The organism is Paraflavitalea devenefica (assembly GCF_011759375.1).
Classification (GTDB): Bacteria; Bacteroidota; Bacteroidia; order Chitinophagales; family Chitinophagaceae; genus Paraflavitalea; species Paraflavitalea devenefica.
The window spans coordinates 1,015,419-1,028,470 of the sequence record NZ_JAARML010000001.1 but is presented as its reverse complement, the minus strand read 5'-3'; the positions used below and the strand labels follow the sequence as shown (position 1 = coordinate 1,028,470).

General features: G+C 49.1%; 10 protein-coding genes. 5 read left to right on the top strand and 5 right to left on the bottom strand.

Features of this window, described 5'->3' with window-relative positions:
* Nucleotides 1–54: 54 nt before the first annotated feature.
* Nucleotides 55–810 (top strand): 3-oxoacyl-[acyl-carrier-protein] reductase, encoded by a 756-nt coding sequence (gene fabG, locus HB364_RS04110; protein ID WP_167286617.1) that lies wholly within the window; start codon nucleotides 55–57, stop codon nucleotides 808–810.
* Between the two features lie 181 nt (nucleotides 811–991).
* On the opposite strand, the gene HB364_RS04105 is transcribed toward fabG, so the two are convergent.
* The 3 genes from HB364_RS04105 to HB364_RS04095 are packed head-to-tail and all read right to left on the bottom strand — an operon-like array spanning nucleotide 992 to nucleotide 4,355.
* Nucleotides 992–1,765 (bottom strand): enoyl-CoA hydratase/isomerase family protein, encoded by a 774-nt coding sequence (locus tag HB364_RS04105; RefSeq protein WP_167286616.1) that lies wholly within the window; start codon nucleotides 1,763–1,765, stop codon nucleotides 992–994.
* 18 nt (nucleotides 1,766–1,783) lie between these two features.
* On the bottom strand, nucleotides 1,784–3,829 hold the full coding sequence (gene paaZ, locus HB364_RS04100) for a phenylacetic acid degradation bifunctional protein PaaZ (RefSeq protein ID WP_167286615.1): 2,046 nt from the start codon (nucleotides 3,827–3,829) through the stop codon (nucleotides 1,784–1,786).
* Between the two features lie 7 nt (nucleotides 3,830–3,836).
* On the bottom strand, nucleotides 3,837–4,355 hold the full coding sequence (locus HB364_RS04095) for a hypothetical protein (RefSeq protein WP_167286614.1): 519 nt from the start codon (nucleotides 4,353–4,355) through the stop codon (nucleotides 3,837–3,839).
* Between the two features lie 108 nt (nucleotides 4,356–4,463).
* Here HB364_RS04095 and HB364_RS04090 point away from each other — a divergent pair, with 108 nt between their 5' ends.
* Both HB364_RS04090 and HB364_RS04085 read left to right on the top strand, forming a co-directional pair.
* Nucleotides 4,464–4,934 carry a viral A-type inclusion protein gene (locus HB364_RS04090; protein ID WP_167286613.1) on the top strand — a complete coding sequence of 157 codons (471 nt, stop codon included), beginning with the start codon at nucleotides 4,464–4,466 and terminating at the stop codon, nucleotides 4,932–4,934.
* Nucleotides 4,935–4,988: 54 nt separating this feature from the next.
* Nucleotides 4,989–5,978, top strand: a complete 990-nt coding sequence (locus tag HB364_RS04085; RefSeq protein WP_167286612.1) for a S1C family serine protease — start codon at nucleotides 4,989–4,991, stop codon at nucleotides 5,976–5,978.
* A gap of 113 nt (nucleotides 5,979–6,091) precedes the next feature.
* On the opposite strand, the gene HB364_RS04080 is transcribed toward HB364_RS04085, so the two are convergent.
* Nucleotides 6,092–9,874, bottom strand: a complete 3,783-nt coding sequence (locus HB364_RS04080; protein ID WP_167286611.1) for a S8 family serine peptidase — start codon at nucleotides 9,872–9,874, stop codon at nucleotides 6,092–6,094.
* A 212-nt stretch (nucleotides 9,875–10,086) separates the two neighbouring features.
* Here HB364_RS04080 and HB364_RS04075 point away from each other — a divergent pair, with 212 nt between their 5' ends.
* Nucleotides 10,087–10,419 carry a carboxypeptidase regulatory-like domain-containing protein gene (locus tag HB364_RS04075; RefSeq protein ID WP_167286610.1) on the top strand — a complete coding sequence of 111 codons (333 nt, stop codon included), beginning with the start codon at nucleotides 10,087–10,089 and terminating at the stop codon, nucleotides 10,417–10,419.
* Between the two features lie 105 nt (nucleotides 10,420–10,524).
* On the opposite strand, the gene HB364_RS04070 is transcribed toward HB364_RS04075, so the two are convergent.
* Entirely contained in the window at nucleotides 10,525–10,980 is a 456-nt protein-coding gene (locus HB364_RS04070) for a hypothetical protein (protein ID WP_167286609.1), read from the bottom strand.
* 352 nt (nucleotides 10,981–11,332) lie between these two features.
* On the opposite strand from HB364_RS04070, the gene HB364_RS04065 reads away from it, so the two are divergent.
* Nucleotides 11,333–13,042: a hypothetical protein gene (locus HB364_RS04065; protein ID WP_167286608.1), complete on the top strand. Its 1,710-nt coding sequence runs from the start codon at nucleotides 11,333–11,335 to the stop codon at nucleotides 13,040–13,042.
* The last annotated feature ends 10 nt before the right edge of the window (nucleotides 13,043–13,052 follow it).

The following is a 13,052-nucleotide window of genomic DNA, read 5'->3' as shown; positions in this document are numbered from 1 at the left end:
ATAATTGCAGAAATTAGATGTTTTCAATACATTCGGGCCCTAATTATTATCATTATGAAATTACTGGAAGGAAAAGTAGCCATTGTAACAGGGGCAGCCCGCGGTATCGGGGAAGCCATCGCCGTTAAACTGGCCGAACAAGGCGCACACATCGCTTTTACCTATGTAAGCGACAGCAGTGCAGAAAAAGCTAAAACATTACAACAGAAAATAGAAGCACTGGGCGTAAAAGCAAAAGCATACCAAAGCAATGCCGGTGATTTTGCGGCCAGTGAAGCCTTCGTCAATGACGTGGTAAAAGAATTTGGTACCGTAGATGTATGCGTTAACAATGCCGGTATCTCCAAAGACAACCTGCTCCTGCGCATGAGCCCCGACCAGTGGGATGACGTCATGAACGTAAACCTCAAAAGTGTCTTCAACATGACCAAGCAGGTGATACGTCCGATGATGAAGGCTAAAAAAGGGTCCATCATCAACATGAGTTCCATCATTGGTATCCGTGGTAATGCCGGGCAAAGCAGCTATGCAGCTTCCAAAGCAGGCATCATTGGTTTCACCAAATCAGTTGCCCATGAGCTGGGTAGCCGCAACATCAGGTGCAATGCCATTGCGCCCGGCTTCATTGAAACCGACATGACCCATTACCTGAAAGATGGGGACGCCTCCAAAGCATTCCTGGAAAAAATTCCTTTAGGACGTTTCGGCAAAGCAGAAGAAGTGGCCGACACCACCTTATTCCTCGCTTCCGACCTCAGCTCCTACATCACCGGCCAGGTCATCAGCACCTGCGGCGGCTTAAATATTTAATAGCATAGTTGAAACAGTCGCCAGCCTCCGGCTGGTGACGGCTATTGACGAGCCTCCGGCTCGTATAAAAACTAAAAATGGTGAGCCGCCTTTGGAAAGTGGCTCACCATTTTGTATCGAAGCAAAAGCAAATCGAAGCAAATGTGCTAACAGCTAAGTCCTGACAGCTAATACCTTCCCCCTACGCCTTCTTCTTAAACGCCGCAATCGCATTCTTCGAAAACGTACTCAACACCAGCCTGCCACTGATCGCAGCACGCTCGGTCAGCAACTGGTCCCAATGTTCTGTGCCCTTCCACAACATATGCTTCATCTCCAGCATCGCGTCCGGACTGGAATGCGCCAGCGTATATGCAAGCCGCGCAACTGACTCATCCATGTCGGTGATATTATTATGAACCTCGGCATACAGGCCCTTTCGTTTGGCCCAGTCGGCACTGCGCCACATCGTAGCGTCAATGGCCAGGTGGCCAAAAGCGGCTGTCCCAATCTTGCGTTCTACAGCAGGACCTACCACAAAAGGCCCGATACCCACAGCTAACTCACTCAGCTTAATATCCGCGCCTTCTGTCGCGATCGCATAATCGGCCGCGGCAGCGATGCCTACGCCGCCGCCTACACATTTACCATGAATACGGGCAACAATAAACTTCGGGCACTTACGCATCGCATTGATCACAAGTGCAAACCCATTAAAAAATTGCAACCCTTCTTCTTTCGTGCTGATGGCGGCCAGTTCATCAAAAGAAGCGCCGGCGCAAAATGCCTTGTCGCCTTCTGAGCGTAATACAATAACCCGCGTATCACGTTCATTGCCGGCGCCATGAATAGCATGCGCCAGTTCTTCCAGCAACCGGTGCGGCAATGAATTGCTTTGCGGGTGGTGGAACTCTATTGTAGTAACTGCATTATGCGTTTCTGTCTTTACATAGCCGCTTTTAATTTCTTGTATCATAGCCAACGGGTTTAAACATTATTGATTTTTTAGCTTTACCATCGTTAAAATAGTAGCTATAGCCACAGGCTCACCTGTTTGGTCCGTAACCTCTACCAGCCATTTTACAATACCCTTCTTCACCGGGTCACCTTCTTTCTGTTCCTGCTCCGTCTTCTCCTTGCAGGTAAGCTGCACGCCGATAGTGGTGCCTGCATACACAGGTTTCAGGAAACGGCATTCTTCCAGGCCATAATTCAACAATACCGGTCCTTTCTTTGCGTCTACAAACAAACCGGCGGCAGCGCTCAGGATAAAATAGCCATGTGCTACCGGTTTCTCAAAAATCGTCCCCTCCAGCGAAGTATGGTCTGTATGCGCATAAAAATGGTCCCAGCTTACATTGGCAAAATTCACAATATCGGCTTCTGTTACCGTACGCTTATGGGTGATCACGGTGTCGCCAATGGCCAGCTCTTCAAAATACTTACGGAAGGGATGTTTCTCTTCTTCTGTAACGGCAGCGCCACGCTGGTATACATGCGTGATGGCAGTAATCACCGAGGGCGAACCCTGTACTGCCACCCGCTGCATATAGTGTTTTACACCACGTACGCCACCCATCTCTTCGCCACCACCTGCACGTCCCGGGCCTCCATGCACCAACATGGGCAGGGGAGAGCCGTGACCTGTACTTTCTTTGGCACATGCCTCATTCAATACGAGGATACGGCCATGGTGAGATGCCGCCCCCAGCACAAAATGCCTGGCAATAGAATGGTCGGCTGTCACAATCGAGCATACCAGGGAACCCTTGCCTTTTTTGGCCAGCTCAGTAGCTTCGGATAATAACTTATACGGCATAATCGTACTTACCGGGCCAAAAGCCTCCACCTCATGTACTTCGTGACTATCAAAAGGTTGCTCATTCATCAGTAATAAGGGGCTCATAAACGCGCCTTTGGCAGCATCAGCGTCTACGACCTGCACACTGTCCAGCGATCCAAAAACGATCTGCGAGGAAGCCAGCAGCTTCTGTACCTGGTGCTTCACCTCTTCACGCTGGCTTTGACCGGCCAGGGCACCCATGCGCACCTTTTCATTCAGGGGATTGCCGATCACCGTTTGTTCCAGCGCCTTCCCCAATCCTTTCCATACATCATCCAGTTTATTGTCCGGCACAAAAATGCGGCGTATCGCGGTGCACTTCTGCCCTGCCTTCACCGTCATCTCCTTCCGCACCTCCTTAATAAAAATATCCCACTCCGGCATGCCGGGTACTATATCGTTGCCCAGTACAATACAATTCAGCGAATCGGCTTCCATATTAAAAGGCACACTTTCCGACAACACCCGGGGATGTGATTTCAGCTTTAGTCCGGTAGAGGCAGAACCTGTGAAAGTGATCACATCCTGGGCCGTAACATGGTCCAACAGGTCACCGGCTGATCCGCACAGCAATTGCAGCGATCCTTCCGGTAAAATGCCTGAAGCAACAATCTCTTTTACAACGGCCTCAGTAAGGTAGGAAGTCACGGTAGCTGGTTTTACCACAGCAGGCATGCCGGCCAGTAAATTAACCGCGATCTTTTCCAGCATACCCCATACCGGGAAATTAAAAGCATTAATATGGATAGCAACCCCTTCTTTGGGTACCAGTATATGTTGGCCGGTGAAAGAACCCTGCTTGCTCAGGGCGATCGCCTCTCCATCCACGCAAAACGGTTCATCAGGAAACTGCCGGCGCAGGGAAGCATAAGAAAACAAATTGCCGATGCCGCCCTCAATATCAATCCAGCTATCGGCCTTTGTAGCGCCTGTCTGGTAGCTGATCGTATAAAACTTTTCCAGGTGATTGCGCAGGTGAAGTGCCAGTGCCCGCAGCATCCGGCCCCGCTCATGAAACGTAAGTTTGCGTAAGGCAGGGCCGCCTGTAGCACGGCCATACGCAAGGATGGCCGCAAAATCAAGTCCTGCAGTAGAAGCATGTCCGATCAATGACCCGTTTACCGCATCATACAGGGGTTGCCCTGTACCATCGCCGGTAATCCATTGTCCTGTTACATAATTAGCAAGTTTATTCATATAGCAATCAATTAATAATAATAGAGGCCGCTAAAGTAGCATATCCTCTTTGAACCCCATCATTCCCAAAATACGTATAGCCGGCCTGCACATTCACCCGGTTAAACTTTTTAGGCAGGTTAATGCCACCGGCAATACCGGCAGCCGGACGGAAAGCTGCGGCATTCATATCATTCACTACAAACCAGACAAACCCCGCCCGCAGCGACGCATATACCTGAGGTGTCATATAGGCTTTAATACCCGCTAGTACCGGCAGGGTAAAAGCATTATTCTTGCCCGACTCATAATAAGTCTTATCGCCCGTAAAATAAATATAGCTGGCTTCGGCCTCTGCTGCAAAGTTCCTGGAAAATTGCCGTTCTGCACCGGCCAGTCCGCCAATACCTACCGTATTATGGCTGATATTTGACAGGCCAAAGGCCACCTGGGCACCAATCCGGAAACGATAAGGAAGCTTATTTTGTGCAGCAGTGGTTGCTGACAGCAGGAGGAAGAAAACGAAACCCACACAGCACTTTTGCATAATTTTACAGGTATTGGTGTTAACGGTACTAAAATAGGGTAAAGGTCCATTAATAGGGAGGGTATTTTTGTTATCCTTTTACAAAACACTCATTAAAAGCAAAGTATTATGCATAATCATATAAAATCATTCGTAGTAATAGCCGCTATGGCCGCACTGGCTTGTAACAATGCCCCCACAGACCCCGCCCGCAAAGACGGATTCAGCACAATCCCTGCCACCAAAGAAGATTCCCTGTACCACCAGGTAATGGAGGGGCACGACGTGGGAATGGCCAAAATGGGCCGTATCAGGAAATACCTGGTACAAATACAGCAGACAACTGATAGCATCAGCAAGCTGCCTGTGAAACAACAGGATAAACAATACCTGCAGGCCTTGTCAACCCTTCAGCAGGAGCTGAAAAAGGCAGAAGAAGAAATGAATACCTGGATGGAGCAATTTAATGGGGATTCTGCCAAAGACAACCAGGCCCTGCGCATGCAGTACCTCGAAGCAGAAAAAGAGAAAGTCAATGGTGTAAAAGACCAGATACTGGGAAGCCTGCAACGGGCCGATTCCCTGTTAAAACCCCGTTAACGCCAGCCATCCTGTCAGGAAATAGAATTGGTAACAAGTTTGACGGGTAACCGTATGGAAAACTCAACACCTATTCAGCAGGTGCAGCATACCGACGCAGCCCTCCTGGATGCTTATTCACAAACGATTACCGGCGTTGTCAATACCATTGCAGAAGCCGTAGTACACATACAGGTCACCAAAAAGGCCTATGACCGGCAAACAAGGCAGGAACGGTTAACCCCGGGCAGCGGCTCAGGGTTCATCATCTCTTCGGACGGGTTCATTATTACCAATCACCATGTCATTGAAAATGCCACCAGTATAAAAGCCTCCCTGGCCGATGGCCGGTTGGTAACAGCAGAGCTCAAAGGCACGGACCCTTCTACCGACATTGCGGTATTAAAGATCTATGAAACCAACCTCCGGGCCCTGTCCTTTGCCGATTCGGCGCAGTTGCAACCGGGCCAGATTGCCATTGCCATCGGTAATCCGTTGGGATTGCAACACACCGTCACAGCCGGCGTGGTAAGTGCGCTGGGAAGAACATTAAGGGCTTCCAATGGCCGCCTGATAGACGACATCATTCAAACCGACGCCTCCCTCAATCCCGGTAACTCAGGAGGCCCCCTCGTTAACTCCCTCGGTCAGGTCATTGGCGTCAATACCGCCATGATACCCACTGCCCATGGGATCTGTTTTGCAGTATCCTCCAACCTGACGGCTTATGTGGCAGGGAAACTGATCATCCACGGCATCGTGAAGCGTGCCTGGCTAGGTATTGCCGGTCAATCCGTCAACCTTACCGAGCGCATGCGGGCAGCCAACAAACTCACCGCAAAAACAGGAGTATACATATTTGAGATCGTGGCCGATGGTCCGGTATACAACAACGAACTACGTACCGGTGACATCATCGTAGGCTTTGGCCAAAAGGAAGTAGCTTCTGTAGATGACCTGCACAAACAACTAAACGACCAGGTCATTGGCCAACGCACACAGCTACACGTATTGCGCGGCGGTCACAAACTGTCGCTCACCGTCATTCCCGGAGAAATGAAATAAAAGGGAGGAGATGAAATAGAAAAAGGGTGGGTCGCCTTCCAAAGGCGGCTCACCCTTTTTCTTAGTAACGAAGCAAGCGGCTCGCAGCTCGTAGCTCAAAGCCCGCAGCTCTCTTACCGCACAATCAGCTTCTTCAGATAGCTCTTATTATCATGCTGCACCTGCAGCAGGTAAATGCCGGCCGACAGTTTGCCTGCTTCCACCGGCTGTACATAATGACCAATAAAGCCTGGTGTGCGGCTATTGAAAACCTTCTGTCCTACTGCATTGTAAATAATAATATCCAGGTCGGCTTTCTTATTCACCGTAAAGTCGAGCATAAAGCGGCCATTATTGGGGTTAGGCATCACCTTCAGGCCGATCTCCGACGGATCAACATCCGGAATGCCGGTAACACCAAACGTGACCTCATTGGAAGTACTGGAGCAGCCCATCGGGGTCGTCACCACCGATTGATAAACACCACTTGCTGTAGCGGTATAAGTTTGATTGGTAGCACCTGCGATCGGGTTGCTGTTCAGGTACCACTGGTTGCCCGTAGCCACACTGCTGGTGAGCGTGCTGCCATTCAGGGTAACCACCGGTGTAACCGATGTGCCGGCTACCACAGATACCCGGCTGCTGGGACAGCCGCTGACCTTAATATTCATATCATAGAAGAAATAATAGAACCGCTGGAAATAATTGGGATCGGGGTTTGTTGTGGCAGGATCAGCAGCACTATTGCCGGTAATGGAGAAAACGCCGGGAATAGCGAACGGATAAGGATTACCGGTCACCCCATTATTTCTATAGATCGTTGCGCCTTCCAGGCAACGGATAACAATAATATAATCACCGGGATCAGTCAACGCAAAATTCAGGGCAAAAACAGCGCCCGGATCATCCCCGCCTGTACTGGTGGGATACACATTCAGGGTGGTGGTGGCCAGCGGATAATAAGTATTAACCTGGTTGCCGTTAACCGTAGCTACTTCTCCTAAAGTAAGTTCAACCTTGCCGGCAGCGCCAATATACAGCTTCACGGTTTCAATGGTCAGCGGTACCTGGTTTGTGAACCTCATATAATTACCCGTAAACGAACCATAACTACCTACACCCAATACTGCTTTATTGGCAGGGCCTGCCTTCGCATTCACCAGGTCATTGCGCCCTACATAATAGGTTTTGTCTGCTTTGATCACGCTGGTAAAAGTATTGGCGCCCGCGGCCAAAGGAGTTGTGGCGGCAGCAGTCTCATACCACAGCATAAGATCAGGGCCTGCATTCGTAGCTTTTAACAATACACTCGTATTATTACATACCTCAGCCTGTGCCACAGGGGCCGTTGTCTCACCGCCTACGGTCATCGTCATGGTCTGCTCATCATTCGAAGTCCGCTGATCACCAGCAATAGTCGTTTTAACGGTAACTGTATACGTTTTACCGGCAACAGGATTGAAAGGTGTTTGGAAAGTATACAATATTTCAGTCGAGTCGGGTACAGAGGGAACATAAGTGCCGGTTAAAGTGGCTACCGTAGTTGCTCCATCTTTTACCGTGCCCGACAAAGCAATATTATCCCTGGCAGTAGCCCCATAATTCCGGAACCGGATAGTTACATACTGTGCGCCGCTGGCGCAGCCCGAGCTCAGGGGCGATACAATGCTGGCGATGCCCACATCATTGGAGGGGATACCAAAGCGTATACGGTAATCCTGTGTTTCTCCTTTTCCATAAGTGCCGCAGGGGGCTACATCGTTGGCATTGGAAGTTTCCTGTACAATAACACGCAGCAACACGTAATTGCCGGGTGCAATACCGGCCGGGATGGTTACATTAGTAGCGAGTGCGCCATCTCCGTTAATGGCATTGCTGACGGCTATCAGTTCTCCCGCATCCAGGAAATCACCGTCTCCATTAAAATCAATCCAGGCTTTAACGATCTTATCCACAGCCCCGCCATTGCAGGCATTCACCTTTATATAAAGCGGTAAAGCACTGTTAGGTTCCACAGTGCCAGTAACATTTGTGAAATTGCTGTAGCCTGTACAGCCGGCAACATTTTGTTTTTGAATGCCGCCAAAAGAAACACTGTCAATGCGGGCGCCATCTGTAGAGCCGGGAGCAGAAGTACAACGGGCCACACCACCCGCGCCGGTTACAATCAATGAAAAAGCTTGTGAACCCCTGGCCAGTGTATTCTTATGGGTGATCTCAATCGTATAAGTTTCTCCAGGCACTGCATCTGTTACGGCTATCTTTTCTACATTATCCCGGAAATTATCGCCCGTAGTGGCTGCGGCAGCGGGTACAGCCGGGTTCAGTATCCAGGGCATGTAAGTAGTGGCTCCTTTCTTGATCCGGATATCCAGGTCATTGATCAGCTTCAGGGAACTATTGTCAACCTCTTGCGCGTGGGGCTCGCCTTTTACATCAGTCCAGCAAAGCGTAACAGTTAGTGATCCGTTGCCGGAAGCAACGACATTAGTCGTATAAGTTGGAGTTGCGGTACTAAGCGTATTCTCAACAATAAGATTACTATTGTTATTATTAGCAGTGGTGATCACACCGGCAGCCTTGGCGGTGTTGATAAGCCCCCAGCCATATATATAATCGGGACCGGGTGAAGTACCGGCTTCATCAGCCGTATGGATCACCAGGGCTTTCAAAGTAGCAGAACGCATAAAGGCGCCGCTATGTAGTTTGGAGTAATATTCCTGCAATAACAACAAGGAACCTGCAGCCGCAGGAGAGGCCATGGAAGTACCGCTATACGAAGCATAAGAATTATCGGTAGTGCCAATAGAAGACAACACATCTACCCCATCAGTTACCACATCCGGCTTAATACGTCCGTCATCGGTAGGCCCCCAACTGCTGAAAGTAGAGATGACCACATCCTGCGGAAGGTTATAGCCCGAAGCGATCGGCTCAATGGCGCCGACCGTGAGAATATTCTTAGCCGTACCATACGTAGGGATAATATCATAACCATCATTACTGCTGATGCCGGCAGGCCGGGCGCCTGCATTGATCATTGTGATAGCGCCAGTATTGGGGTCGGGAGCACTATACCGCCAGTAAGTGCTGCCTACCGTAGGTCCGTTCACATTACGGTTATTCCCGGCCGATTTAACAATAAGATAGTAAGGGGCATTATAAGCGATTGAGTCCCACAGTCGCGCCTCATCTGAATAATAGCCAAACTTATAATCCTCATTAGCGCCCCACTGCCCCCTGAACTCCCACCGGTTGGCTGTCTCATTGCGAACCCAGCCGGAAACAATGCCATAGGAGTGATTCGATACCAGCATATTATTGGCCGATTCATTCAGCATCTCGGATTCATCGTTTGCAAAATCGTATACAATCAACTCCTGCAGGCCAAATGACATGCCCTTGGCCAGGGGATTTACACCCGTAGCCATCAGCGTACCGGCTACGTGGGTAGAGTGGTCATTAATGGCAACGGTACCGGCTTCTTTATTGGTAATGCGGCCGGTCAGTTCCACATGGGTGGGCCGTACACGGCCACCATCCCAAACACCCAGTTTGCCCTTTACATTGGCCGAAGAGCCGGAAAGATTAAGGCCGGTGCTGCCGCCGGGCCACAGCTTATTCGTGCCCATAGTGGCTGCCGCCAGGATATTATTTTCGGTGCTCGTATAAAGGGGGTAGCCCTGGGCGTCAATCCCCGTCAGCAGGGTCAGTCCACCCAGCTTATTGGTATAGGCCAGTGGCCAGTTATTTGCTTTGGCTATCTTCTTCAGTTCTGTGGCGAAGTTCTTTTCCTTTGCAGCCTGTTCGGTAGCGGCCCGCCGCAAAGTAGCGGTTTGGGTAACCGTTTGGGCAAGTGTATTGGCATACAATCCTGTAAGAACAATAAAGAGGGGTACAATTTTCTGTTTAGGCATAAAGTTTTTGCAGTTAATTAAAAAACGATATATTGGAAATCCCGGTTGCTAATCAACCCTTAAATTTAATCATAAACGGCCCGAAAATGATAAAAAAGCTTGTAAAACCACTGTTATTACTGCCTCTCATAATATTGCTTAGTTCATATACGTGCATTTTCTGCAAAAGGGAGGGAATAAAAGGAAAAATTTACCGGGTCCAGGGCAATCAGATGCCTTCTCCCGATGAACCACCCCCCGCCCCGCAACCCCTCCAAACCACCCTTTATATTTATGAATTAACCAATATCAGCCAGGTGAAAAAAGCCCGGGAAGGGTCCTTTTATACTACCATCAATACAAAACTCATCAAAGAGGTCCAGTCCGATAAAAAAGGGGCATTCAAAATAAAACTGCCTCCGGGCCAATACTCCCTCTTCGTCAAAAAAGACAGCCTTTTCTATGCCAACCTCTTCGATGACAAAAATAACATTGCCCCCGTTACCGTAGAAAAAGGCAAATACACCACCGTCGACGTTAAAGCCGATTACGATGCCGTATACTAAGCTCTGCGAGGGCTTGTAGCCTCGCAGTTTTATTTCGTTGCTTGTAGCAACAAAAAAGCCCTCCATTGCTGGAAGGCTTTTGGTTCTATCAAATTCCTTATTCGCTTACCACCTGCGGTCATCATCCCGGCGGCCATAATCACGGTCACGGTCATGATCATGATTCCTGTCATTGCCCCACCTGTCATCACGGCCATCACGATCATAACGGTCCAGGTCTGATTTTCTTACCACCACATTACCGTTACGGTTCACATTCAGGCTCACCAATTGGTCGGGAGCTACAAACACATAGTCACTGTAAATAATCCTTGTTCTCATCGAGCCCCAAAAGCCACCGCGTTCCATACGGTAAATTTCCACCCGGTGATTACCCGGCCTGATGCTGTTCAATACAAAATCCTTGCGGTCCAGGTTATATCGCTGGCCATCGATCTTAACAAAGATCGTGGCAGGGCTATTGCTTGTCACTGAAATCTTTCCTTTCTTCGGACGATCAGCAGCCAATGATGCAACACTAAGACCAATCAGGATCGCAGCGAGTGTAAAGATCTTTTTCATAACTTGTTTCCTCCGTTTTGTTTTATACAGTAATAGATCAAAAACAAGCTCCACCGTTTACAAAAGCAATGTTAAAGCCTGTAGCTGCCTAGAAACAGCCTTCCTGTTGGTTCATGCTTTCAATCCTGCAACTGGTGCATCTTATAGTAGTAAGTCAATATAAACTTCAATAATCTTGTAATTCCTAAGTGCTCTGATTATCTAAGGATTGGGTACAAGCATTTAGACATACGATCCGGGAGGGGTTTTCACCCCTCCCTTTACTTTCCTGTGAGCATTGAAAATTGAGCATTGCGCGTTGAACATTACTTTGATTTTATTCCTATCTTATAGCAGCTAAAACCAACCTGCTATGAGATACCTTATCATCCTTGCGTTCCTTTTCAACACATACCTCCTTTCTGCACAACAACCTGTTCTCATCACCTGGTCCGCAAAACACAGCAGTCAGCCACTGGATGGTCGTTTATTACTGCTATTGTCCAATAACAACCGCGCAGAACCCCGCTTTCAAATAATAGATGGTCCGCAAACCCAACTCGTATTTGGTACAAACGTAGAGAACTGGAAAGCCGGCGAATCAAAAACAATCACCGGCAGGGCATTTGGTTATCCCATTCAAAGCATCGCCAATGTGCCGCCGGGAGAATACTATGTACAGGCTTTGCTGCATCGCTATGAAACCTTCCATCGCAAAGACGGCCATACCGTAAAGCTGCCCATGGATCGTGGCGAAGGACAACAATGGAACCAGGCGCCCGGCAACCTCTATTCTAAACCGGTCAAAATACGTATTGATGCAAAACTGAAAAATATCATACGCATAGAACTAACAGAGAGCATACCACCGGTAAAAGAACCGGAAGACACCAGATACATCAAACACATCAAAATACAAAGCAGGCTGCTCACCGAATTCTGGGGAAGGCCCATGTACCTCAGCGCCCATATCCTCTTGCCCGAAGGATGGGATACCCATCCTGATGTAAAATATCCGCTCGCCATCTTTCATGGTCACTTTCCGGCCAACTTCAGCGGCTTCAGGACCATGCCACCCGACTCTGCCCTCAAACCCGATTACATAGAGCGTTTCAAACTAACAGGCTACAATAAGATCGTGCAGCAGGAAGCCTATAACTTTTATAAACAGTGGACCGGCCCTGCCTTCCCGCGCGTCATCGCCATCGAAATACAACATGCCAATCCTTACTATGATGATTCCTATGCGGTGAATAGTGCCAACCTCGGCCCCTATGGCGACGCCATCACCTATGAACTCATTCCGGAAATTGAAAAACGCTTTCGTGGTATCGGGCAGGGATGGGCGCGCTTTATGTATGGCGGCAGCACAGGCGGCTGGGAGGTGTTGGCGGCCCAGGTATTCTATCCCGATCAATACAATGGTTGCTATGCAGCCTGCCCCGATCCTATAGACTTCAGGGCGTATACCGTGGTAGACCTGTACAAAGACAAAAACGCTTACTTCCTGGAAAGCGACTTCAAAAAAACACCCCGTCCCGGTATGCGCAACTACCTGGGCCACGTAAGCACTACCCTACAGGAAATGAATTACCGGGAACTGGCCCTGGGTACCCAAAGCAGGAGCGGACAACAGTTCGACATCTGGGAGGCGGTCTATTCACCAGTTGGCGCCGATGGCTATCCCCAACCCATCTGGAATAAATTGACCGGCGTTATTGACAGCAGTGTGGCGGCCTATTGGAAAGAGAACTATGATCTCTCCTACATCATGAAAAGGGACTGGGCAAAGATCGGTCGCCAACTAAAAGGCAAAGTGCACATCTATTGCGGCGACATGGACAACTATTACCTCAACAATGCCGTGTACCTCACCGAAGAAATGTTAAAAGCATTGGACAATCCTACCTATGAAGGGGAAGTAGACTATGGCGATCGCGCCGAACATTGCTGGAATGGCGATCATACGCAGCCCAACTACATTTCGCGGCTTCGCTATCATTCCATGTTCATCACCAAATGGGCAGAAGAAGTAAAGAAACGGGCGCCTGCAGGTGCAGACCTCACAGGCTGGAGGTATTAATCAACTAAAC

Excerpts from the sequence above, each read along its gene's own strand:
- fabG (WP_167286617.1), top strand. The coding sequence starts at position 55 with ATGAAATTACTGGAAGGAAAAGTAGCCATTGTAACAGGGGCAGCCCGC.
- HB364_RS04105 (WP_167286616.1), bottom strand. The coding sequence starts at position 1,765 with ATGATACAAGAAATTAAAAGCGGCTATGTAAAGACAGAAACGCATAAT.
- paaZ (WP_167286615.1), bottom strand. The coding sequence starts at position 3,829 with ATGAATAAACTTGCTAATTATGTAACAGGACAATGGATTACCGGCGAT.
- HB364_RS04095 (WP_167286614.1), bottom strand. The coding sequence starts at position 4,355 with ATGCAAAAGTGCTGTGTGGGTTTCGTTTTCTTCCTCCTGCTGTCAGCA.
- HB364_RS04090 (WP_167286613.1), top strand. The coding sequence starts at position 4,464 with ATGCATAATCATATAAAATCATTCGTAGTAATAGCCGCTATGGCCGCA.
- HB364_RS04085 (WP_167286612.1), top strand. The coding sequence starts at position 4,989 with ATGGAAAACTCAACACCTATTCAGCAGGTGCAGCATACCGACGCAGCC.
- HB364_RS04080 (WP_167286611.1), bottom strand. The coding sequence starts at position 9,874 with ATGCCTAAACAGAAAATTGTACCCCTCTTTATTGTTCTTACAGGATTG.
- HB364_RS04075 (WP_167286610.1), top strand. The coding sequence starts at position 10,087 with ATGCCTTCTCCCGATGAACCACCCCCCGCCCCGCAACCCCTCCAAACC.
- HB364_RS04070 (WP_167286609.1), bottom strand. The coding sequence starts at position 10,980 with ATGAAAAAGATCTTTACACTCGCTGCGATCCTGATTGGTCTTAGTGTT.
- HB364_RS04065 (WP_167286608.1), top strand. The coding sequence starts at position 11,333 with ATGAGATACCTTATCATCCTTGCGTTCCTTTTCAACACATACCTCCTT.